General features: G+C 59.6%; 22 protein-coding genes. 8 read left to right on the top strand and 14 right to left on the bottom strand.

Annotated features, from left to right (window positions below; genetic code table 11):
- Positions 1–156 precede the first annotated feature (156 nt).
- Positions 157–1,413: a Xaa-Pro peptidase family protein gene (locus A9995_RS07100; protein WP_067610768.1), complete on the bottom strand. Its 1,257-nt coding sequence runs from the start codon at positions 1,411–1,413 to the stop codon at positions 157–159.
- Positions 1,414–2,160: 747 nt separating this feature from the next.
- On the opposite strand from A9995_RS07100, the gene A9995_RS16595 reads away from it, so the two are divergent.
- Positions 2,161–2,544 carry a hypothetical protein gene (locus tag A9995_RS16595; protein ID WP_168157350.1) on the top strand — a complete coding sequence of 128 codons (384 nt, stop codon included), beginning with the start codon at positions 2,161–2,163 and terminating at the stop codon, positions 2,542–2,544.
- A gap of 25 nt (positions 2,545–2,569) precedes the next feature.
- Here A9995_RS16595 and A9995_RS07090 read toward each other — a convergent pair whose 3' ends face one another.
- The 4 genes from A9995_RS07090 to A9995_RS07075 all read right to left on the bottom strand — a co-directional run bounded on the left by A9995_RS07090 (position 2,570) and on the right by A9995_RS07075 (position 6,661).
- Positions 2,570–3,874, bottom strand: coding sequence for a HupE/UreJ family protein (locus A9995_RS07090; protein ID WP_082992546.1), 1,305 nt, complete (start codon positions 3,872–3,874; stop codon positions 2,570–2,572).
- Positions 3,856–4,941, bottom strand: coding sequence for a lipopolysaccharide assembly protein LapB (locus A9995_RS07085; RefSeq protein WP_168157349.1), 1,086 nt, complete (start codon positions 4,939–4,941; stop codon positions 3,856–3,858). Before A9995_RS07085 ends, A9995_RS07090 begins: the two co-directional genes overlap by 19 nt.
- Positions 4,942–5,273: 332 nt before the next feature.
- Complete coding sequence (locus A9995_RS16590; RefSeq protein ID WP_145916846.1) at positions 5,274–5,996, bottom strand: DUF4331 domain-containing protein; 723 nt, start codon at positions 5,994–5,996, stop codon at positions 5,274–5,276.
- Positions 5,996–6,661 (bottom strand): DUF4331 family protein, encoded by a 666-nt coding sequence (locus A9995_RS07075; RefSeq protein ID WP_233998124.1) that lies wholly within the window; start codon positions 6,659–6,661, stop codon positions 5,996–5,998. The genes A9995_RS16590 and A9995_RS07075 overlap by 1 nt, the downstream gene beginning before the upstream one ends.
- A gap of 207 nt (positions 6,662–6,868) precedes the next feature.
- Between A9995_RS07075 and A9995_RS07070 the strand changes: the two genes are divergently transcribed.
- Together A9995_RS07070 and A9995_RS07065 are read left to right on the top strand one after the other, a co-directional pair.
- Positions 6,869–7,396, top strand: a complete 528-nt coding sequence (locus tag A9995_RS07070; protein WP_168157348.1) for an RNA polymerase sigma factor — start codon at positions 6,869–6,871, stop codon at positions 7,394–7,396.
- The gene (locus A9995_RS07065) at positions 7,389–8,180 is read left to right on the top strand and encodes an anti-sigma factor domain-containing protein (RefSeq protein ID WP_067610755.1); all 792 of its coding nucleotides are present in this window, start codon (positions 7,389–7,391) and stop codon (positions 8,178–8,180) included. The genes A9995_RS07070 and A9995_RS07065 overlap by 8 nt, the downstream gene beginning before the upstream one ends.
- Before the next feature lie 185 nt (positions 8,181–8,365).
- Here the strand turns inward: A9995_RS07065 and msrB are convergent, their stop codons facing one another.
- From msrB to A9995_RS16585, 5 genes are all read right to left on the bottom strand, one after another.
- Entirely contained in the window at positions 8,366–8,851 is a 486-nt protein-coding gene (gene msrB / locus A9995_RS07060) for a peptide-methionine (R)-S-oxide reductase MsrB (RefSeq protein ID WP_067610754.1), read from the bottom strand.
- A 71-nt stretch (positions 8,852–8,922) separates the two neighbouring features.
- Entirely contained in the window at positions 8,923–9,516 is a 594-nt protein-coding gene (locus A9995_RS07055) for a fasciclin domain-containing protein (RefSeq protein ID WP_067610753.1), read from the bottom strand.
- A 226-nt stretch (positions 9,517–9,742) separates the two neighbouring features.
- Positions 9,743–10,375, bottom strand: a complete 633-nt coding sequence (locus A9995_RS07050; protein WP_067610752.1) for a tyrosine-type recombinase/integrase — start codon at positions 10,373–10,375, stop codon at positions 9,743–9,745.
- Positions 10,376–10,482: 107 nt separating this feature from the next.
- A complete protein-coding gene (locus A9995_RS07045; RefSeq protein ID WP_067610751.1) occupies positions 10,483–11,991 on the bottom strand; it encodes a sensor domain-containing diguanylate cyclase in 1,509 nt (502 codons plus the stop codon).
- Between the two features lie 273 nt (positions 11,992–12,264).
- A complete protein-coding gene (locus tag A9995_RS16585) occupies positions 12,265–12,711 on the bottom strand; it encodes a hypothetical protein (protein WP_145916845.1) in 447 nt (148 codons plus the stop codon).
- A 201-nt stretch (positions 12,712–12,912) separates the two neighbouring features.
- Here A9995_RS16585 and A9995_RS07035 point away from each other — a divergent pair, with 201 nt between their 5' ends.
- Entirely contained in the window at positions 12,913–13,893 is a 981-nt protein-coding gene (locus A9995_RS07035; RefSeq protein WP_082992545.1) for a DNA N-6-adenine-methyltransferase, read from the top strand.
- 51 nt (positions 13,894–13,944) lie between these two features.
- On the opposite strand, the gene A9995_RS16580 is transcribed toward A9995_RS07035, so the two are convergent.
- The 4 genes from A9995_RS16580 to A9995_RS07015 all read right to left on the bottom strand — a co-directional run bounded on the left by A9995_RS16580 (position 13,945) and on the right by A9995_RS07015 (position 18,990).
- Positions 13,945–14,262 carry a hypothetical protein gene (locus A9995_RS16580; protein ID WP_145916844.1) on the bottom strand — a complete coding sequence of 106 codons (318 nt, stop codon included), beginning with the start codon at positions 14,260–14,262 and terminating at the stop codon, positions 13,945–13,947.
- 292 nt (positions 14,263–14,554) lie between these two features.
- Complete coding sequence (locus A9995_RS07025; RefSeq protein ID WP_067610745.1) at positions 14,555–15,064, bottom strand: hypothetical protein; 510 nt, start codon at positions 15,062–15,064, stop codon at positions 14,555–14,557.
- 245 nt (positions 15,065–15,309) lie between these two features.
- Positions 15,310–17,517 (bottom strand): LPD7 domain-containing protein, encoded by a 2,208-nt coding sequence (locus tag A9995_RS07020; RefSeq protein WP_067610743.1) that lies wholly within the window; start codon positions 17,515–17,517, stop codon positions 15,310–15,312.
- Between the two features lie 93 nt (positions 17,518–17,610).
- Positions 17,611–18,990, bottom strand: a complete 1,380-nt coding sequence (locus tag A9995_RS07015) for a MobA/MobL family protein (RefSeq protein ID WP_168157347.1) — start codon at positions 18,988–18,990, stop codon at positions 17,611–17,613.
- Positions 18,991–19,371: 381 nt separating this feature from the next.
- On the opposite strand from A9995_RS07015, the gene A9995_RS07010 reads away from it, so the two are divergent.
- From A9995_RS07010 to A9995_RS06995, 4 genes are read left to right on the top strand one after another with little or no spacing between them, the layout of a single operon-like run.
- The gene (locus tag A9995_RS07010; RefSeq protein WP_168157346.1) at positions 19,372–19,737 is read left to right on the top strand and encodes a hypothetical protein; all 366 of its coding nucleotides are present in this window, start codon (positions 19,372–19,374) and stop codon (positions 19,735–19,737) included.
- Between the two features lie 48 nt (positions 19,738–19,785).
- The gene (locus A9995_RS07005) at positions 19,786–21,003 is read left to right on the top strand and encodes a TolC family protein (RefSeq protein WP_145916843.1); all 1,218 of its coding nucleotides are present in this window, start codon (positions 19,786–19,788) and stop codon (positions 21,001–21,003) included.
- Positions 21,000–21,182: a hypothetical protein gene (locus tag A9995_RS07000; protein ID WP_067610736.1), complete on the top strand. Its 183-nt coding sequence runs from the start codon at positions 21,000–21,002 to the stop codon at positions 21,180–21,182. The genes A9995_RS07005 and A9995_RS07000 overlap by 4 nt, the downstream gene beginning before the upstream one ends.
- 25 nt (positions 21,183–21,207) lie before the next feature.
- Positions 21,208–22,737 (top strand): efflux RND transporter periplasmic adaptor subunit, encoded by a 1,530-nt coding sequence (locus tag A9995_RS06995; protein WP_082992544.1) that lies wholly within the window; start codon positions 21,208–21,210, stop codon positions 22,735–22,737.
- Positions 22,738–22,750 lie beyond the last annotated feature (13 nt).

Below are 22,750 nucleotides of genomic sequence, written 5' to 3'. Positions count from 1 at the left end.
GACTTAGGGCGCGTAGCCGACCGGCGGCTACTGTGCCGATTGGAGACTGTCTGCTTTCCAGCGAGCAAGCTATGAAGGCGGCCATTCCTGCGATACTCACCCCGCGTCTAGGTCGGCCTACTTTCGAGGATGGAGAGCTGGAAAGAAATTTCCGGTTTAAATCGGATTCTCGATCGACGCGGCGGGCTGGCTAAACCAGTTGGGTCCGCTTTCGGTCATATAGATGCAGTCCTCCAGGCGAACACCGAACCGGCCCGGTAGGTAGATGCCGGGTTCGTTCGAGAAGCACATGCCAGGCGCCAGCGGAGTCTCCTCTCCGCGCACCAGATTGATCGGTTCGTGGCCGTCCATGCCGATGCCGTGGCCGGTGCGGTGGGAGAGGCCGGGCAGCGCGTAGCCGGGGCCGTAGCCCATGCTTTCGTAAAAGGCGCGCACCGCATCGTCCACTCTGGCCGCGGGCGTGCCAATCTGCGCCGCGTCGAACACGATGCGCTGTCCGCGCGCTGCCGTCTCCCATACGTGCGCCACGTCTGCACGGATCGATCCGTAGGAAAAGGTGCGCGAGACATCGCTTTCGTAGCCGTGGACCGCACATCCACAATCCATCAGCACCACCTCGCCGTCGGCAATCCTATGGACCTGCCGCGAGCCGTGGGGATAGGCGGACGCCTCGCCGACCAGCGCCAGCGAGAATTGCGGGGTGCCGCCCAGCGCCCGCGTCGCACCGCTCATCAGGGCAGAAATCTGCGCGCCGGTCATTCCGGCCTCGACGCGCGGCCAGGTCCAGCGATAGGCGGCCATCGTCACATCGGTGGCGAGCTGCATCAGAGCGATTTCCGACGCGCTCTTGTGCATCCGCAGCGTGCGCACCACCGGATCGGCGGACACCGTGCGCATCTGCGGCAGGCGGGCTGCCAGACCATTGGCCACGAAGAAGCGCGCGGTCTCCTCGATGCCCAGCCGCCCGCTTGCAAGGTCGCGCTCGTGCAGCCAGGCGGCGATCAGCGCCAGCGGGCTTTCGTCTTCCTGCCAGACGCGCAGCTGGGCCGGAATGTCCAGCGTTTCGCGCACGGAGGGTTCTTCGAAGAAAGGCGTCACGATCAGCGGCTCGCCATCGCGAGGCAGGACCGCGCCTGTCACGCGCTCGCTGCGGCCCCACTCGACGCCGGTGAAATAGGTCAGCGAGGCGCCCGGTTCGATGACCACGGCGGCGATGTCGTTCGCTTCCATCAGCGCCTGCGCACGGGCGATCCGCTCCAGTCGTTCCGCCGACGTGATGGGCTGCGCCCCGCTCGTCATGTCCGACAGCTGCGACAGATCGGACTGCGCGGCGCGCAGGATCGGCGCGTAAGCGAGCGCGGGGATGGCGAGCGAAGCGCCCAGAACGGCGCGGCGGGAAGCGGTGAAGGTCATGTCTGCCGGATGGCCGCTTCATCCGCACCGCGCAACCCGCAACCGCGGCTGAGGTCCGGGCTTGGGCCGTGTCCTCCCTGTCAGGTTCGGGGTATGAAAATGGGTTAAGTTGCCGCTCGTTTGAACCAATGGCCGGATCAGCAGCTATTATCACTCCGCAATCTTAGGAACGCGTTTGCCTTTCGTGCGGCTCGTGAGGTGAATGAAGCGGCAGCGGTCGCAGCGGTAAGTCCGGAGCTGCAAGCCGGAGCGCTGGACAACGAGGACCGCCTCCTCCTCCGAGCGGTAGGAAACCTTCTTCAAACAGATGCTCAATCTTGTTCGCACTCGGCCACCCTACCAAAGCGCGGATCCATTTGTCGCCTGCGAATGGCGTGAGCTGGGCCGACAGCGGACTGGCAACTTCGGGGAAATGTATCTGCATAAGCAGACGTCTGTCGGCATCGTTCTGCAGAGATAGATCGCCTCGGGCAAGCCTGTCTCCATGAGCGAAGGTGACCATCGGCTGTTATGCATTTCATCCGGTGGAGCCCAGGCAAGTTCGTGTCAGCCTGCGATACCCATTCTGACGGCCGGCGGTTGCCAGTCAGGCAAATCTCCTATCCGACCATTGGGTCGCTGACTGATTTTGCGCTGGGTTGTGACTCATAACGATGTGCGACACTCCCATCGGTATGCGCCGAAACCGCGAAGCGAAGTGATCTGATCGAACCCAGGTTCGATGTGGCGAAAGCTATCCCGGGCACGTTGAATGTATTTGGAAATGGTCTGATCGTAGATTTCGCCGCCGATAATGGTTGCGAGGAAGGATCGCGTAAGTCCGCGCCCCTTCGCTCGGACCAATGCCTCGACGATCAGGTGCTGGCATCTGGTCAAAAGCAAGGGCTGACCTTCGAACCAGAGATCACCGCGTTCGTCGATTACGATATTGCCGTAGGCCAGCCTTTCGGACTCGCGCAGATTGCAGCCGCAGTTCGGACAGAAGCAAGCGGTAACATCAGGAATGAAATTGTGGTTGCTCAGCATCGGAATTACTCCTTGCCTCCATTCTTTAAAGAAGTGCGAAACCCTCGCCAAACAGCAGGTTTGAGTGCAGACAATGTCCTGATCGAGATCAAGCTCTCCCCGTAGTTGGTCATGATCTCCACGGATGTTATCACGATGGCCTCCGAGAGAGACCAAACCGTGAAAACCATTGGAAACGGCCGAACCATTTCAGATTTGTCCGCGAGTAAATTCCGAACAAAATCACAATGAAGGCGGTGACGAGCAGATATTGGCTCAATGCCTCTATGGCGGCGTCGGTTGCCTCGACCAGATTGATCGGCAAGCCCACGAGCCGATCGAATGTCCAAAACAATGCCAAAAATGCACAGACAAGTGCCAGACCCACTCGCACCCACGAGTAAAAACGCGTGCTTGCCAGAATTACCAGAGCCGAGACGACAACAGACGCGATTGCTAGTTGCATAAGCTCGATGCCGAGATTGAAGCCGAGCAAGGTGACGATATTCCGCGAAAGTTCGGCATCTGTCGAACTCAAAAAGCCGGCAAAGCCCAATCCGTGAACGAGCCCGAACGCGGTGGCCGCAAACGCTTCACGCTGCGGAAAAATCGGTTTCAGAGCGTGAAGTGCCGCCACCAGGATCGAAAGTGAAATAACCACCTCGACCGGGCCTGATGGCAAGCTCCATCCCCAGAGAGATGCCGCGATTAATGTCGCGCTGTGGCCAACCGTGAAACCGGAGATGAGGATCGCGACGGAACGGATAGACGGCCCCAAATCTTTTCGCGACTGCCATTTCCCTTCCTGAAACAAAAGCGGCGCGGTGAGGACCAGAGCGAGGAGAAACGCGAGATGGTCCAGTCCTTGGAGGATATGGTCTGCCCCGAGCCGCACTGCGTTGGCAAAGCGGGTCCACTCGCTGCTCCTTCCTTGTCTTACCTTAACGACCGTATTTCCGTTGCGCACGGAGCCCAGCACCTCCGATTGAGAGCCGATTTTGCCTCCCCAGTCGCTGCGCAGCATCACCAGGGCGAAATGATCGGGCACTTCGCGGACCACCGCGTTCCACACCAGATCAAAGCTTCGGGCGCCTTCGCCTGCCGGAGGCCGCAGGACTATGCGGCCTCGTAGATCGATCGGGCCGGCATCAGACACAAACCGGGCCTCGTAGATCTCGGTAGTCCAGCGGTTTCCGCTCGGAGATATCAGTCCAATCTGGTTTGACAGATAGGTTTCCGCCAGTTTCAGGGACTGGGCGTCATTCGCGGCGGGGTGCTCGCTCGCAAAACTGTATTCGGCGGCAGGGATGATGACTTCCAGCTCGACCCGGTCGTCGTAAAGGTCGAGCTGGCCCTCGCTGTTTGGCGTCACATGGGCGAGCGCAAGTGCCGAAAAATTGGCGACGACCCAAAAGAACAACAACCGTGCTGCAAGACCTATCCGTGTGCCAGCCATACCATCCTCGTTCGGGCTGCAAAAATTTCCGGGTTCAAGCTGATTGCCTGCTCGCGATAGGTCTCGGCGTTATCTGTGTGGCCGAGCAAATCGGAGGCCTGTGCCTTCGCCGCATATAGAGTAGCAGAACGCCAGCCACTGGCTTCTGCCGCGATTAGCTCATCAAGTGCGATCTCGGGTTGGCCATTCGCGATAAGGGTATTTGCGAGCAGGATCCGCGCTTCGCCATAAGGTCTCGCGCGGCGGTTTTGGATTGCAAGCGCCAGAGCACGGTTCGGGTCACCAAACACAAGTTCGTGCTCGGCTGCGTGAGCGCCATATGCGTTAGGGAATTCCGCAACTCGCTGGCGCCAGATCGCAGATGCTCGGCGTGACCATTCGAGGCTCTTCGCTCGCTGACCTTTGACACGGTAAATAAGCGCCAGCATATCCATCGCCTCCGGGCGCGGAGATTGTTCGACGATACTTTCAAGCTCTGCGATGGCCTGCACGTCTTCCCCGGCCACAAGACGGGCTTCCGCCAAATGCAGGCGCGTTAGCCAATAGCCTGGGAACAACCTTTCTGCCGTCTCATACCAGTTCCTGGCTTTGGCGTAGTTTCCTCTGCTGCTTTCGATCACCCCTGCCTGCAAGGCAATTGAGGCAAGCGTCAGGGGGGTGCGTGAGGTGCTGGTGCTGGCATGCGCAAGTCTCGTAAGCGCGCCATCGAATTCGCCGGTGGAGCGCAACAGAAGAGCTTGGCGAATATGGATGCCGGAACCGGCTGCCAGCCCTTCTGCTTGCGCAAGACGCTGGTGTGCTGCGGCAAGGTCTGCCTTATAAAAGGCAATATCGCTGTGCATCGCGAAGGCTTCTGAGCGTTCGATCGGGGTCGGTGGAACCGCCGACCGGGAAAACACCACGAGCGCAGATTTCGCTGCCGCGATGTCGTGTGTGGCCAGTGCAAAGTCAGCGAGAGCAAGCGGCGCACCCGCCGGTTCGGGAGCCAGCGACTGCACCAGCGAATACTCGCGCCGGGCGATTTCAAGGCTTTCCACCCGGCCGGTGACCCTGAAGTCGGCGAGCAAAGCGCTCGCGAGACTTGCACGCGGTAGCCATTCTCCCGGTGCCCGAGCGACCCGCTCCCGGTCGAGTTCCAGACGATCCTTCAGGGTCTCGCTATGTGCCTGATAGTCTGCGGGTCCGAAGTCGGGCGCAGCGAGTGCAAACTGAACTCTCGCCGGTTCGTCCTCTCGATTGAGAAGATACTCTCCTGCCGCGACAATAAGGAGAGCCGCAAGGACAAGGGCAGGTCCCCGCCAGACTGAACGCGGTCCGTTTTGCCAGCGGAGAGCAGCGAAACGGGTGCGCGCGGAGACGCACCCGTCCTGCATATTTACCAATGGCGGCAGCAAATCGACTAGCTCGGCTTTGCGCAGGGCGTTAGCCCGGCACCGACCAGGTCGTCGGCCAGAGCATTGGTCAACCCAGTCAACTGCTCCACGAGTTCAGGCACGAAAGTGCCCGCCGCATCGTCAGCCGGATTGGCATCATTGTAGGGAATTTTCTGGTCGGAGCCGATCAGAGCTGTTGCCACTGCCGGCATGCCCATCCGGTCTACCCGGACATAGGCAGACGGAGCATTCGTTCTGAACCCGAACGAACTTCCACCCGACGGCTGCGGCGGCGAGCCTTGCGCCTGTGCAAGGAAAGGGAAGCCTGCGCGAAAAGGAACATCGTTGGCGGGGGGATTGAGAGGGAGACCTGCCAATGTCCCTGCTCCGTGCACGGTCAGGTCCAAGAAGATAACCGCGAGCGTCACATCGATAACCGGGTCGGGCAATTTGCGTCCATTGGGGAAGCCCGACGCGGCTGCGAGGTTCAGGGTCAAAGTATCGGGGACGACCGCTTGAGCAACAGTAACGCCGCCGGTTCCCGGCACCACCTGATCAAGACAAGGAGAGACATTGAAACTGGCAGGAGTCGGAGTGGGGGTCGGCACCGGCGTCGGAACCGGTGGCGGCACAGCGGCAAGGCCATCGTCGTCGTTGCCATCAAAACAGGCTGATAGGAGCCCGAGCGAGAGCACAAGCGGTGCAACCACAAACTTACGACGGCGCGCGGGTGTAAAGAGACTGTTCATTAAAGCTGCCCTCCGAAGCGCGAGGTGGTTGCCCAGACGTCAACCAGATTGGCACCATTTTCTATCCGATTCCGCGGGATACTGATCACCACAGCGGTCAAGTTTTGCCCCGCGAAGAAATCGCGATTGGGATTGAAACTCAGCTTCCCGGTCGAAGCTGTCTCGCGAAAGCCCTGAAGATCGAAAAAGAACGGATCGTCGAACAGCCCGGCACGAACACGGACGCCGTCCTTGGTCAAATCCGTTTCGACGGCCCCCTCAATGGTTCCACCAACGCCTGGCAGGCCGCTCACCTGCACGCCAAATTCATCCGCGCCGCTGCCGCGACCGAAACGAATTTGAATCGGGAGATCAGGCGTTGTCCGCGGACCGGAATTTGAGAGGTTGATCGTGTAGAGAACGTCGGGATCGTAGGTGGCAGGTGCAGTCGTCGCCTGTGGTCCGGCAAAGGTGAGGACGAGATTGACTTCAGTGTCAGTGTGCCAAGCGTAGATATCGGCGATGTCCGCTGCCCGGTCGGGAGTGGAGTCCTGAGCCGGGTCAGTCCGGCTTGGCGGGTCAAGGTGATCGGCTGCGGTCAGGCCAATACCAGCCATCCACAATCCGGCCCCTGCTGCCGCGCTGGTCAAAGCGACGGCCAGAGGTATTCTTGTCTTGGATTTCACAGCGCAATCTCGCCGCAAATTCATCACAGACCGAGCATCAACACGCGGCCATGGTGACAATACGGGCGCGGGCAGTCTGCGGATTTGGAAATGCGGAAATTTTTCTCCGGCCTTGCCGCGCGACTGCTTTTGGCCTTAGTGATGGGCATCGCTTAAGGGGTCGAACCTACCATCAGCATGGCACGATCTTCTTGCAATACCGACGTGGTGGCGGCGCTCACGGGGATCGCTGACAGAGACAGCGAGGCCATGCGCCGGCTTTACGAGGCGACGGCGAGCGAGCTCTATGCAATTTGCTTTGCCGTGGTCCGAAACCGCGAGGCGACGGAAGACGTATTGCAAGAAGTGTATACGAAAGTCTGGAACCGCGCCGCCGGATACGATCCCGAGAAGGGTTCGCCTATGGTTTGGCTGAGCTTTATCGCCCGTAACAGTGCGATTGATCGCGTGCGCGCTCGCGGCAGGAGGCCGACGGTAAATGATTACCCCTTGGTTTTGGTAGCCGACGAGGCGGCTCTGACCGACGAGCGGCTGATCCGTGAAGAGGAAGCTGAAAACCTTCGGCGTGAGATTGATGCGCTTTCCGATCCCGAACAGAGCTATATTCGCAGTGCCTATCTGCGTGGCCTCACCTACTCCCAAGTGGCTGACGAGGCAGGTGTCCCCTTGGGAACCGTCAAGACCCGCATCCGGCGGGGCTTGATGGCTTTGCGTGCGCAGGTGACGCGTGACTGAGCGCCCGGACATCACGGAAAAGGATGACCTCCTCGCGGCCGAACTCGCCTTAGGATTTCTCGAGGGTGAGTCCCTTTCTGCTGCGCGCCAACGCCAGGCGGAGGATGCCGGTTTCGCACTTGCCGTCACCCGGTGGCAGGAAGTGGGCGAAGGCTGGTCCAGAACTGAGCAAGATGCCGAGGCGGATACCGCTGACTGGCAGCCGGAGAATTTGTGGCGCCGTGTGGAAGCATCGATTGGTGTATCTGCCGACCTGGCCGACCCGATCAAACCTTCCGCGGCAAACGACCGCGGTCACCCATCGAGAGGCTGGCGGACCGGAACCATCGCCGCCTCGATTGCCGCGATAGTCCTGACTGGTCTGTGGTTGCAGGAACGACGGGATAACGCTGCGCTTGGTTCGCAAATCGCGGCGCTTTCGGGCGACCGGCCACTGAATCCTGAAATGCTGCGGGTTGCACAGGTCAATCGCCCGGATGAGGGGCCGCTACTGACCGCAGTCTATGACGACACTGCCGGCAAGCTCACGGTTCGCATAGATACCATCCCTCCGGGAGAGCTGGTTCCAGAGTTGTGGGTCATCGGACCCGATGGCCGACTGAGATCCCTTGGTCAAAGCTCGGCCAATTCCACAATCGTGCTTGAGCTTTCACCGGAGATGCGTGCCGATATCGCTGCGGGCAGTGCGATTGCTCTTTCGCTTGAACCTCAGGCAGACATACCGAGCGAGCAACCGACGGCCACGACGATCCTGGGCGCCGCGGCATTGGCACCTTTGAGTTAGCCGACCCAAGAGCCACGCTGACAGCTCTCTTATCATCCGAAGGCCGACCCCAATCAGGGCCATGGCTCGAACCAGCGTCGTCCAGATAACCTCCGATGCGGCAATAAATGGCCAATCTGCGATTTGAGCGGCCCCGTCTGGGGCACAAACGGGGCCGCTCTTTCGCCCAGGCATCAGGGGGGGGATCAGCCCGGGTTAAACAACAGTGCCAAGCCATTCAAACAATAGCGTTTGCCGGTCGGCTTCGGCCCATCGTTGAACACGTGTCCGAAGTGTCCGCCGCATCGGCGGCAATGGACTTCGGTGCGCTCGAAAGAGAGTTTGTTGTCCGCGCGCGTGCCAACTGCATTGCGCAAGGGCGCATAGAAGCTGGGCCAGCCAGTGCCGCTGTCATACTTCGCGGTTGAACTGAACACCGGTAGCGAGCATCCGGCACAAGCATAGGTGCCGCGGCGTTTCTCCCGGTCAAGCGGGCTTGAAAAGGGTGGCTCCGTTTTCTCTTCCCGAAGCACCGCATACCGTTGCCTCGAGAGGATGCGCCGCCATTGCTGCGGGGACTTGCTAGTCGGAAAACGCTCTGCCGCTGCCAGACTGCCAAGTGGAAAAGTAAGCGCAACGATCGCGGTGGCGGATGAACCCAGGAAAAGCCTGCGGCTCAGATACTGTTCCATGTTGCCTCCTCAAAAGGTTGGGACGCCGCGGCAAACAGGTACCCGACGTCCCGGTAACTGTGGCTGCTGCATCAGCCTGGAAGCGAGACGCCATCCGTGACGTGGATCACGCCGTTCGATTGCATGACATTGGCTTGCGTCACATGAGACATCCCACCCTTTGCATCGACCAGCATGATCTTGTCGCCCATCATGCGAGCGGTCAGCGTTCCACCTTGGACGGTGGTTAGCTGGGCCTGGCCGCCACCCGCCCTGATCTGGGTCATCAGGTCCGCAGCGGTGAGGCGTCCCGGGACGACATGGTAGGTCAGCACCGACTGCAGCATCGCTCGGTTGGCGGGCTGCAACAGCGTATCGACTGTCCCGGCTGGCAGCTTGGCGAAGGCGTCATTGGTCGGAGCAAAGACCGTAAAGGGTCCGGGCCCGGACAAGGTATCGACGAGCCCCGCCGCCTGCACTGCAGCAACCAGCGTGGTGTGGTCGCGTGAATTCACGGCGTTTTCGACTATTGTGCGGTTGGGGAACATTGCAGCGCCGCCAACCATCACGCTGGCGCCTGCATTGGCAGAAGTCGCCATCATGTCGTCACTCATTGTCGTGCAGGCGGCCAGCGACAGGCCCATTGCCAGCATGGCAGCGCTCGCGCGAAACTTATTCTTGCTCATAATTGCAGTCCTCTGATCTCTCACAACTTGTGTTGCAGGATAAGATACGTCTGCAAGCGCGCCGCGGATGCAGCTGCGAAAGATATTCGGGACCTGCGCAGTGGAATTGGCCGAGCCTGTCAGTCTATCGGTGGGTCAATGGACGGCCAGTTTGGCAGCCGAACGCCGCGTAGTCGAAGGCCCCCAAAGGCGGTCGACCGAATATAATCGGCCGACCGCAATGGTCTCAGATTTCCGTGCGTTCCGCTAACAGCAACGCATCTTCAACATCGACACCGAGATACCGCACCGTGTTTTCGATCTTCGTGTGACCAAGAAGGATCTGGATCGCTCGGATATTGCCCGTGGCGCGATAGATCATCGCGGCCTTGGTCCTTCGAAGCGAATGCGTGCCGTATTCGGCTTTTCGTAAGCCGATGGCGGTGACCCACTCGTCAACCAAGCGTGCGTATTGGCGCGTGCTCATGTGGCCAGCGTGATCGATCCTGCTTGGAAACAAGTAGTCGCTGGGCGAACCACCTCGGCGATCGAGCCATGACGATAATGTTGCACGCACGTCGGCCGTCAGTTCAAACTGAACAGGCCGATTTGTCTTCTGCTGGATTACGATCGCTCTTAACCTGACGTCTCCACCTGCAACGACATCACCAATTTTGATTTTGACCAAGTCACAGCCACGCAGCTTACTGTCGATTGCGAGGTCGAACAGCGCCTTGTCTCGCAGGCGTCCCTCCCGATCAAGATGGAAACGGATCGCCCAAATTTGCTTCTGGGTCAGAGGGCGCTTGGTTCCGACATTTTTACCTGCATTCCACGCTGCACGGGGCTGCAAGGGTCGATCGAATCTAGAATATCCCATCGGTCTTCTCCTAGGCCTTGATTGGCCAATGGGAGAACGAACAAGCTCATCCTGCTAATGAACCGACAGGTGCCATTCTGGCTTCAAAGTCTATTTCAGGTAGGAGCTTAGCATGCCGGTTCGCGTAGCTCCGCTCTGAATCTAACCCAGCAACTACGGCCCTGCGACTTGGCAGCGTATAGCGCGAGATCGGCATCCTTCAGCAATTCAATAGCCGAAGTGTCATCATCCGGATAAATGGCGATGCCGATGCTGGCACAGGTTTTCACGGTCGCGCCGCGAACGGGAAGGGGCTTCGAGAGTTCGTCCAACACTCGCCTGCTGAAATCTTCCGACGATGCGTCGCTCTCGACGTGCGGCATAATCATAGTGAATTCATCGCCGCCAAGACGGGCAACAAAACCGCGCGATCCCACCAGATCCCGCAAGCGTCGCGCAGTTTCAACGAGAAGTTCGTCTCCGACATCGTGACCATGGGTGTCGTTGACCAGCTTGAATCCGTCAAGATCGAGGAGGAAAAGCGCGAATTTCCTGCCCTCGCACCCGATGATTTCGGCCTCCAGCCGATTGCGAAAATGCAACCGGTTGGCAAGGCCGGTGAGCGAGTCATGCGTTGCCATCCAACTCATGCGTTGCTCTGCTAATTTCCGTTCGTGAATGTCCTCAGTGGCGCCATACCAGGCCATCACCTTTCCACCGGATCCCAATCTCGGATAAGCGCGTGCGTGAACCCAGCGATACTCGCCATCTCCCCACTGCATGCGATGTTCGATATCGTATGGCTTGCCGGTTTTGACCGAAAGTTGCCATGCCGCCATGACCTCAGCCCGCTCATCAGGATGAACGAGAGGAGGGTTTGCGACCGCAGATTCGGCCTCGAATGGAACTCCAAATCGAATAGCTGCGGCCGAATTCGCCACCTTGATCCTGCCGGCGGGGTTGGCGGTCCAGAAACAAGCCGGGTTGACCTCGATGAAGTGACGGTGGTGCTCTTCACTTTCAGCCAGCGCAAGTTCGACAAGCTTACGCTCGGTGATGTCCTGCTGAATTCCATAGGCCTGGACCGGACGTCCGTCGGGTCCAATCTCAATGCGGGCTCTGCTTGCCGTCCATCGAACCTCGCCATCAGTCCTGACCACTCTATATTCGAGTCTGGTAAGCTCGGTTCCAGCAGCCAACTGCTTGAGATGCGTAACTACGTTATCCCGATCGTCGGGATGAACTGAAGCGAGCCACTCGTGTTGAGACCAGCTCCCCTGGTCTGGTGGAAGGCCGTAGAGTTCAAAAAATGCGGGAGTCCCAACGCTGGTCCCATCGCGCATGTCGATCTCGAAGCAGCCGATCCGTCCCACCTCCTGCGCCAGTTGCATTCGGCTTTCGACCCGACGGATGGCATCCTCGGAATGCTGCCGTGCGATCTTGCGAATGGCTGCGGCGACGCTGAGGCGATCTTCAGGTTGCAGAGAGCTCACGACCTCATCGATCGCCGCTTCGGTATCAGCATTTCTCTCGTCGAAGACGCCTGATGAATAGAACAAATCGAACAACGGCGGCTTTTCCTCGAGGGCGGCGGAAATTTGATCGTCCGGAGGCTGAAGCTCTATCTCCTGGCTCACAATTTCATATCCTCTGGATCGAGTGCGAGCCGAGGCAGGCCCGGAAAATCGCAGCAATTCCACAAGGGAAGTAAATAGATTGGGTTAAGAAACCATAACGAACGGCTGCTTCCAGGATCACAGCGCAATGGTCGGAATGACCGATGGAGGGCGCAAAGCAGCCGTAGTTCACCCTGCTACGACTAAGTTAGATCCACCCGATGGTCTTTCACCGGTTGCGCCCATCGAAAAAAACTTAAACGGTTCTCATTCTTGCGGAATTTTTATGCTCCGTCATTTTCTAACGAGCGCATTCAACCTGGTGTTTGCACGCTCAACCCCAGCTTCGATATCCGCTGGCACGCTACGAACATGAAGGATCTCGCGTGGAGCAACACGGTAGCTGCCCTTCTTACCGGCAGGGGGGAGAATTACGACTCGACCCTTTTGGCGCCCAGCATGAAGTCGACAACCCGATACGATATAGGTTCCCTCATCTCGCGGCATATAAAGAGTCAGTTCGACGAACTTGTAATCGTCATCGATTCTTTCGAAACCGAGATGAACTGTATCTTCTTCATTCGATTTCGCGAATTTCGCGACTTGCAGAGGATCTTCCGCTGTTCGGCGATCACCTCCTGCGAACGAAAGACCCGATCCGATTTTCTTGCCGTTGAGGAGCATTTCTTCGTCGGCGCTCAGATAGGCGAGAATGATATTATTTTGGGCTTCGATATTCATTTTTCTGTTCCTTTTCATCCCATAAACCAAGGACAAACTTGATCATTAAGATCATTGAAATCGGAACTTACCTGTCGCGATTTCCGCCTCGTGGCAAGCACCGGGTCGAGTCTGCCCGGACACTCCCTCCTCTCAGTTCGCGAAGCCACGATCACGCACACTCTATAGTAAGCCAAACTTCTGCTGGACTTGTCCACATCGATGCTCGCAGCCGACTATCCTCGAAAGTTCGAAGAAACTGGCAGTTGCCGGAACTTAGCGAGCGGATTATCATCTGGCATATGTGATATCTGGAGACATCATATTCTGATCGACGATCTGCGCGCCGCGCGGGAAGCCAAAGGCTGGCTTCAAAGGACACTCGCGGACCGGATCGGCGTAAGCGCCCAAGCCGTTCATCGCCTTGAGCGGGGTATCGGTTCGACTGCTACTCTGGAGGTTGCAATGGTTGCGCTGGATTTTAGGCTGACCGGCGTCGCCTCTGGCAAGTCACTCGCCGAGCAATTGCGCAATCAACGGATTAGAAAGAAGACGTCGGTCGCTGCGCTTGCGAAGCGAACCGGCCTCTCCCCTACCACCATCGCTGCGGTCGAGCAGGGAGGCGATTCGGTGGCCAGTCTGCTACGCATCCTAGAAGCTCTGGCGCCTAAGGCGAAGCGACGAGCACCCGAGCGCGCCTACTGGGGACAGGGCGATAAAGACGACCGGGACAGTCGCTTCACCCCGGATGATTTCATGCAAAGCGTCTATGCCGCTTTCGGCGAGATCGATCTCGATCCCTGCGCTCATCCGCTCAGCCCGGTTGTCGCGAAGCGGAAATTCATTCTCGAACATGGCGATGACGGATTGACCGATCACTGGTTTGGCAAGCTCGCTTACGTCAATCCGCCATTTTCCGAGCAACTGAAGTGGCTTCGACGGGCGCACGAGCAATGGCGAGCGGGAAATATTCGGACAGTGGTTTGCCTGGTACCGGCGCGCACGGACTCGGCCTGGTTTCATGAGACGCTGCGCGTCGATGCCGATGTCTATTTTCTTCAGGGACGTGTTCGGTTTCTCGACACAAGCGGGCGCTCGCAGCCCACGCCGTTCTCGCTGATGGTGGTGGTGTTGGGCGCAAGCGACGAACAGTTAGAAACTTTCGCAGATCTAATTCCGGGCTTTTGGATGCGTCGCAGCTGAGTTTCTGAACAAAGGGGCGTATCCGTTGCCAGTCACGCCCCTTCCCCAGCCTCAGCAATTTGCCGCGATGAATTTTGCCCACCGTTCGGCCAGGATTTCCGCTCCTTCATCGTGCAGAAGCGCTCGATCCAGCCCGCCATACTGAAGTCCGAGGTTCGAACAGGTCCTCGGATTGATTAGAAGATGAACGTGGGGATCGTTCGGTGATGACACTCTCCCCGGCACATGCTGGATCACCAGCACTGCGAGGTTACGCTCATCTGCCAGAACCTTGGCGAACGCCCGCGCGGTTTCCCAGGCTTCATGGATACGGTTCGCATCCGGGAAAGGAACCGTTACGTAAATGAGAATACCAGGATCCACCCGCATCTCGTCGCATCCCTGGAGGAAGGCGAAAGGTTCGACGAAGTGATCCTCTGCACTTTTCGGCAGAACGACGTCTGCTCGCTCGGCCGTGATCGCCTTAGGGAGTTCTCCCGTGGGGGAACAGGCTGCAGTTTTCGCCCTCCGAACTCGACGGCACTGTTGCCCCTGCCCTTGTAACTCTCTCGCAGGACACCAAACGTCAGGTCGTCTTCGTTGATGAGATAGAGCCAGCTCTCGGGCCGGTCGGGGTCGGTTTCGATCGAAACGTTCGAAGTGCTTTTCGGTCGCCTCGCCATCAGATCGTCCCTCGCGAAAGCCGGACGATCTGCGCCGCGGCCCGGCATGCGCCGTCGGCACGCTCTTCCTCACCGAACGGCTGGCGAATATGCAGCCCAAGTCCGCGGCTGCTGACTTCCATGGCAGGCCCCTCGGACCGTTCAGCACAAATCCAGAGCGCTCCGTTTGCTCGCTCGACGAAATGGTATCCGTCGAAGGTGATCACCTCGGCGGGCGTCCGGATCGCGATATCCACGGTCACCGGATTATCGACCTCGGGCGACAGTCCAGCACGAATAAGGACGACGTCGCTGCCGTGCTCGAGAGCGGCCTCGGAGAAGTCCATGAACAAAGGCGGATCTGCCGGCGTCACGCCGATCACCGTCTTGCAGTCCCCGAAGGAGATGCTGCTCGGCGGAAGATAGGCCGATCGGACCGTTCGGATCGGACCGGCCCAGGCCATCGCCACAAGCGGCAGGGCCAGCAGCCGGAGGGCGGGGTTGTATTCTTTTACGAGATTGAGGTTCATCGAGACTTCCTCTTTGCGAACGCCGGATCGGTCGATCCGACGGAAGCCTCGTTCTGATTTTCATCTTCCCGATATGCTTCGCCTCAATTTCAATCTTTCTAGCTACCGCCTTGGCGGAATGCGGCGGATCGCAGCCAAACGGCCGACCAGATGACGTCAGGCGATTTTCGCCGAACCGAAATACTGGTGGTCGTCCGACAGTGGTACGGAAGCTGGCAAATTGTCGCGCGCCGGCCTCCTGCCTTTCAGTCTCGCCCTCGCCCTTTTCCAGAGCCTATCGGCGGTCCATCACTGATCGACGGTCCCTTCGCCATGAGACGCTTTAGCGTAGGAGCAGCTTCGTTGCTCGCTTTCGCATTCTCAGCAGGCTCACGACGAGCGCTGTTGTCTGAGCGGCCAGCTGTCGTAGAATCAGCCAATTCTGACTGATTTGATTCTCTTGCCGCTCGGTCAACTGGTTCTGGTCCATGCCCCGGCTGACGGTTCGCGCTTTCCTGATTTGCCGCCTTGCGGCCGTCGTGATCAACCGGCGCCCCGCCTAAGCCATCTTTTTGATTGCCAATAGCTACGTCGGGCGAAACACCATCCTTCGTAATTCTGCCTTTGGCGCGGACCAAACCAGGGATCGTAGGCACAGACGGGACGGGCTCCGCCCGTTCAGCCGAATGCGATCTGGCCTCTGCGAGCCTCGATGTGCCGCGCATTGCGGACGGCTCTGTTGACCCGGCCCCATCGATCCTATCGATGGCGTTACGAAGATCATGGGAGTGATTCCTCTTGGCGTTAGCGAGATTCGAAATGGGTGACGACAAACCCTTTTCCGAAGCCGGGCGACCGATCGAATGCCCGTCACCTGCTTCATCGATGAACTGCCTCAGATGCTTTCTCTCGGCCAACTTCAAAGCTTTTTGGCGTGCAGCTGCAGAACCGTTGAGGGCAAACTTTCTGTGGAATACGATCGAAGCCATTTGCATCGCAGCGATAAGCACTTCCTCGTCATCATTGCCGGCCACATCAATCCTATCGGACCGAATGATGAAGGCCGGTTCTTCGCGGTCGTTACGCGAATAGTATAGGCCATCATACCTTGCTTGGCACACGAAGCCGGGGGTTTCTGGGAGATCCTTCGTATCGGTTATTGCCGCGCCGGTCAGATAGAGGCCGAGCTCCTCGCTCCTCCGCGCACTCGTTGAAAGAGGTTGGGCTGAACCGGTTACAGCTCGATCGACTTCGGAGACAACGTCACCTCGGACTCGACGCGTCCTGCCTTGGGCATCGTTCGATCCGTCCGAAGGTTGCGGGGGAATCTCAACCCCGCTCGGGTTGGTGCAAAGCAACGAAGCAGTGCGATCAGTAGGCTGGCCGTGTCCTTCGATAACCTGGGAATGAAGTGCAATCCGCTGGTTCTGGTCGGCGGCGCGGTAGAAATCGTGCTCGCCCGCAGTTGCTATATACGGCAACTGCGGAAGCTTCGGCACGGATCCAAGCGCACCGACATCCTTTAGCGTCCCAATAGCTTTCGTCAGACCGGAAACCTCAAGCGATTGAGATAGAACCTTGACCAGCGGGAATTGCAGATTAGCAGCGATAGCTAGCTTTCGGCGTCTCGCCCGCTCGTTCTCATCAGCGCCCTGCTCCTCGCGATTCGGCTGCGAGATAAGGGGCGAGCCATGGATCGCCGGTTGCGAGCTGGCACGTCCAGTGAAGCGGCCAGCGCCGTTATCAATAGTGGGAGTGTCGAGAGCGGCAGGCTGCGGCGCCTTAGACTCTTTGGGTTTCGGCAAAGTGTTTTCAGTTTGCCGAAGGGCCCGCCGGTCCCGTTCGGCAAGAAGGAGCTTCTGAATCTGTCGGTCGGAGAAATACTGCTGCATCAGTGTGTCGATCGAGGGCGGGACCAATCGTCCAAGCCGCACACCGCCAATATCTATAATCAGGAAGTCAGGATCCGCTGCATGCTTCTCAATCCATGCAACCAATCGACCGCGCTTTGCATCGTCGTATTGCGAATGCACTTGTCTTGGCGCCGGGTTGCTTCGATTCGCGCGTGGGACGTAACGTAGCTCTTCCTGTTGCGTGAACTTGACTGCTTGCTCTGCAACCGGGCCGAGCATGCTTTGGAACGCCTCGCGTATCCGATTCTCCAGCCGATCGAGCTTCCTCGTTTCAGCGGCGATCTGCTGCGCAGTCGGACGCAAGCTTTCAACCCAAGCGACATGGGCCTGAGCATCCGCCATCAATTCCTCATCGCCAACACGGGCGTGCACCGGACACCTAGGCGAAGGGGTCAGCGTCCTGATGACCGTGTCAGCCCGCGATCGAACCGCATCGATAGCGACCTTGCCCAGCTCGTTCGAAAGCTGGCGTTCGATTTGCTCTTTCCGTAATTTCAGGAAGCGCTGTGATGCGACGACCGCCTTTCGATTAGCATGAAACAGAGGAAGGAACCTCTCCATCGCACCGACCTCTCTTCTAAACTCGGCAAGCGCTCGCCGTTCAGCGGTCGCAATCTCATCCGATACGATCCGTTGCGCATTGAGCAGCCCAACCTAGGTGATGGCGCCGCGTTTTTCCAGACCGATCGCACGCGATCCCATATGCTCCAGTGGCGTCAGCTCAACGCCGTTCTCCGCGTAGGTCCCCGGCAGATATTCTGCGATCTCTTTGCGACCTGCGCGGACCTGATTGACGATGTCGATGAAGCGCTGGCGAAAAATTATCGCCGATTGCCCCGGGTAGCGGACCTTCCTCTGGCGCAGGGGATAGGTGTTCTTGCCGTTCTTGCGGACGCAGTGCTCGAAGTCCCAGCAGTCGTGTTCTTCCAGCCATTGGGCTGGCCTGTCGTACGCATCGACGTGTATATGGAAATTGCGTTTGTCATTGGTCCTATCGGGCTGGTGGATCGCAGCGGCGACCATCATCCCATCTGCAGCAAGAGTCCCGCAGAACATTGTAAGGATTTGGTGGCGTTCGCTGGGTGAGAGACCCTGCGGTAATTCGCCGACAAACCTGATTTGTGAGCGCCCCGCCCGCCCCTGTTCCCATTCGACCTCGGCTTTAAGGTCCGGATACGCCTCGAGGTCGGAAAGCCAATCGTAAACCTGTTCAGCCGACCCGCTAGCGATCTGCGCGTGATAATCCCACTGCTCTTTTCTGCAGTTCCTCGCGGTCTCATCGGCGTCTTGCTTTGCCTTCCGCAATTGCTCCAGCATTGGAAAAAACCAATCGGGAGCATCCCGCTGGACAGCAAGCTGCTTAAGGTAAGCAAGCTTCGCAGTGGAAGCCTTGAGATAGAAGGTCTTCGGTTTGGCGTCAATCCTCTCGGCTGCTTCGAAAAGTGAGCGCTGCCGGGCTACGTCGCCTGGAATGTTCGTAAAATATGCCAGCGCGTTCTGCTCGGCGCGCACGACCTGTTCGTCCAACATATCGACATCGAGAGATTGTCCCGGGCTCTCGCAATCGTGTTGGCGTCGCAAATAATCCAAGTGCGAAGAGATGGTGAGATAAGCACCGCTACGCACATAATTGAAATGTTCGCTTCCGGTCATGCTGCCCTGCTTCGACCCGTGCTGCGTTCGGCCCGCCTTGCTGGGTTGTTCCTGAGCAGTTATCGTTTTGATGTCGAAGTGTGGAATGCGCTTGGCGCTGCTCTGGCGATCGCGCTTAATTAGCGGGCTCGGGATGCAGAGATCGAAGCCGGCGCGAGGTGTGGAGATAGGCTTACCTTTGCGCGAGGTGGACCCGCTTACGTCCGACTTCTGCAAACTGCGAAGTCCGCATCGGTGGAACGCGCCGATCGCTTCCTGATCGAGGAAGCGCCGGCGCGCGAGAATAGCCTCCAGCTGATGCTGGTAGAGAGGTAGGTCTCCATCGGTTTCTCTTTTCTGGACCATGAAACATATGGTGAACGTGCCGAAGCCGTAGCGCAAGATAGCTTTGTTCGATTCTTCGCCTTCCGGAAGCCTACTGGCTGGAGGACAATCCCGCCCAGATCGCCCCAAGCGATCGAAGGTAACGCACAGCAAATCGGCGGGACCGCCGCCGATTTGCGCTGTTGCGCCTCAGAATGGCCCGGAACCAGCCATTCATCTTTCCTCCTAGCTGGGCAAAGGAATCGCCAAAGCCCGACCATCACTCCACATTCTACATGCCGACCATCGACCGTGCAGATATCAACCATCGAACGCTCGCATGTGGGTCGGCTTTGCGCCCAATTCCAGACCTAACGACGGGCTCGCCTGCTCCCCAAAAGCGGCCACGCAACGATTGTCTTCCCGCGCACATGTGGTAACCACGTCGCTGTGCTCCGCTTGCTTTTCATCGCTCTCGTTTTCTCGCTGGTCATCCCGCGAGTGGCTTGGGGTGCGCATATCAGCGGGCATGAAGAGACGATCGCGACGGCAGAGTCACATGTTCATCATGGCGACCATTCGCACGAAGTGATCGATGACAAAATCGCCGAGCACGCGCACGACAGCTCCACTTCCGATGAGACCGAAGGTTTCGCGCACAATCACCTGCCGCTCGACGTGCTGTCGGTGATGGCGGATGTCGATGGTCCCGGATTCAGCATATCCGCTCCGTTTCCCGCGAGTTCGCACTCGCTTGACAGACGAGGCGAGGACCCTCCGACGAAAGCGCCCGGTTCCCTCTTGAGACCTCCACGCACCGCCTGACGTTCCTGCCGGGCTGTGGCCCGGTTGTCATGCTGTGTGGAGGATTTCATGCCCAAATTTCGGGTGCATCGCGCACCCTTTACGTCGAGCGTCGCGCTGTGCGCGTGCGTGTTTTTTGTTTCCATGCCGGTTACGGCACAGGATACCCCGCTGTCCGAAGATGTCGCGGTCGAGGGCGCCCTTGCCCGTGAAGGCTTAGCCGCGCGTGAGGACGCCGAGATCGCAGCATCCCTGGCCGAGATCGACAGGATCGGTCCGCGTGAAAACCCCACCGTCCAGCTTTCGCGCGAGAGCATGGGCGGCGATAGCGAGTGGGAACTGGGCATCGTCCAGCCGATCGACCTCAATGGCCGGCGGGGCACTCTGCGCGAAGCCGCGCGCGCGGAAGCGCGGGCGGTGGACGCTGACATCGAGCGCCGCCGCCAGCTTCTTGTTGGCGAAGTCCGGTCTGCTTATGTCCGTTGTGCCGCCTCGCGAGCCAGTCTCGATATCCAGCAGAGATATGTCACCGAACTGGAGGAGGCTGGACGGGTCTCGACAGCAAGAGCGCAGGCCGGTGACACTGCAGTTTACGATGTGCGCCGCGTCCGTGTCGAACAGCGCTCCGCTGACGCAAGGCTCGCCATGGCGCGAGGCGAAGTCGCCGGCGATTGCGCCGCGCTTTCCTCGCTCACCGGTATCGACGATCCCCAGCTCTCGATCGAAGCCATCACCAGCGTGGTGAGCGGCGGGGGAGAGGCTGACCGGGCGGATCTTGTCGCGCAGGAGCGCCGACTGACCGCCGCCACCCAGCTTGTCGAGGCGGCCAGACAGGCCCAACTGCCACAGATTGGTGTCGGAGCCGGTGTGAAGCGCGTCGATGACGGACTGGGGGTCTCGTATGGGCCGGTGGTCTCACTCGGCGTCAGCCTGCCGATCTGGAACGGCGGCGGCGCCGAGGTGCGCCGTTCCGAGGCTTTGCGCAACGCAAGAGAATCCGAGCTCCTGATAGCAAGACGCCGCGCCGAGGCGGAGCGAGCCGCTGCGGCGGCCCGCGCATCGGCAGCGCGCGAGGCCGCCGTGATGGCGGTTCAGGCCCGCGCGGATGCAGGTCGGCTCGGAACCATTGCGGACACCGCCTACCAATCCGGCGAAATCGGCGTCGTCGAGCTCCTCGACGCCTACCAAGCCGCGCGCGATGCCGATCTGTCGATTGTCGCGCTCGCACTCGATGCGGCCCTCGCGGCTGTGGCCTACGACCTAGCAAATGGAAGGACCTACCAATGAAGAAGATCATGCTTGCCGCCATTACCGCCACTCTGGCCCTCGCCGCCTGCGGCGAGACCGCCACCGAAGCACCGGAAGCGGCGGTGATGGAAGACGATAATGATGCTCCCGAACCGGTTGCGGAAGAAGCTCACGACGATGCCGAGCCGCACGACGAATCCGTTCCGCACGAACATTGATCGCGACAAGGCAGAGTAACCTTAGATGACCCGATTCCGTGTCCTCCCGGCCGCAATGGCCGCCGCCCTGTTACCCCTGACGCTCGCCGCTTGCGGTGACACCCCTGCTCCTGCCGAAGAAGCGCATGGGCATGGTGGAGGCGGAATCATCGTCACCGACCATACCGACACGACGGAGCTGTTCGTCGAGTTTCGACCGTTGGTGACCGGTGTCAGACGGCGGTTCGATGCGCATCTCACCTGGCTCGACAGCTATGAGCCGGTTACCGAAGGCACCCTGACCGCCGAACTGTCCTGGCCGGATGGCAGCGTCGATCGCGCCCCAGCCGAGCCGAGCGATGTCGAGGGAATATTCCGACCCCTGCTGACTGCGTCGAAGAGCGGTAACGCGCGTCTGCGTCTGGTGCTGTCGACGCCGCGAGGGGTGTCGGCGCATGATCTTGGGGAGGTGACCGTTCATGCAACCAGCGATGAAGGCGCCAAGGCCGTTCCTCCCCATACCGAAATTGCCGATGCGATCGCCTTCTCCAAGGAGGTTCAATGGCGAATTCCCTTCATGACGCAGGAGGCGGTCATGACTGAGCTGGCCGAAACCGTGCCGGTGATGATCGATGTGCAGATGCAGCCGCAGGCCGAGGCAATCGTTTCGGCGCCGGTAGACGGAATCGTCCGCGCCGCGCGAATCTACCCTTCGGGCAGCAACGTGAGCCGGGGCCAGACGCTCGCGAGCATTTCGTCTACGCTGGGCGGCGGCGAGGATGTGGCGACGCTCGACCTTGCGATCAGCGAAGCTTCCATCGCCCGCGACGCAGCGGCGCGCGAAGTTGCCCGCATGAACCAGCTGGTCGAGGGCGAAGCGGTGCCCGCTCGCCGGCTCGACGAGGCGCGAACTGGGCAAAGGCTGGCCGAAGCGCAGCTGCGCTCCGCACGCCAGCGCCGCAGTTCGGTCGCCGGGGGCGGAGCTGGCGTGCCCGTTGTCGCACCGATTTCGGGCGAGGTTATCGAAAGCACGCTCGTCCAGGGCCAAGGTGTTACGGGCGGCCAACAGCTTATGCGCCTTGGCAATCCAGCAGCGCTGTGGCTTGTCGCGCGCGTGCCTGAGAGCCTAGCGTCGCAGGTCGGCAATCCCTCGGGCATCGACCTTAGCCTGCCCGACCAGATCATCTCGCTGGGTCGCGGCGATGTGTCGCTTGTCCAGCGCGGCGCGGCGATCGACGCGCAGACCCGCACCCTTCCGGTGATCTTTGCCTGGAACAGCCGCGCGGTTCGCCCGGGGCAGCGACTGCAGGGTCAGCTGCGGACCGGCAATGCAACCGAGCGCCTTACCATTCCCGCCAGCGCCATCCTCAACGAAGGCGGGCAGGACGTCGTCTACGTCCAGATCGCCGGTGAGACCTTCCAGCGGCGGCCGGTGACGGTTCTGTCGCGCAGCGGCGATCTCGTGGCGATCGAGGGCCAACTTGAGGCCGGCGAACGCGTGGTGACACGCGGCGCCGCAGCGGTCCGGGCGGCGGCGGCAACGCCCGGTGCCTTCGGCCACGGTCACGCACATTGATGGATCCGCGATA

Origin of the sequence: Erythrobacter sp. QSSC1-22B, assembly GCF_001678665.1 — a bacterium.
Classification (GTDB): domain Bacteria; phylum Pseudomonadota; class Alphaproteobacteria; order Sphingomonadales; family Sphingomonadaceae; genus Qipengyuania.
This window is presented reverse-complemented; position numbering and strand designations above follow the sequence as displayed.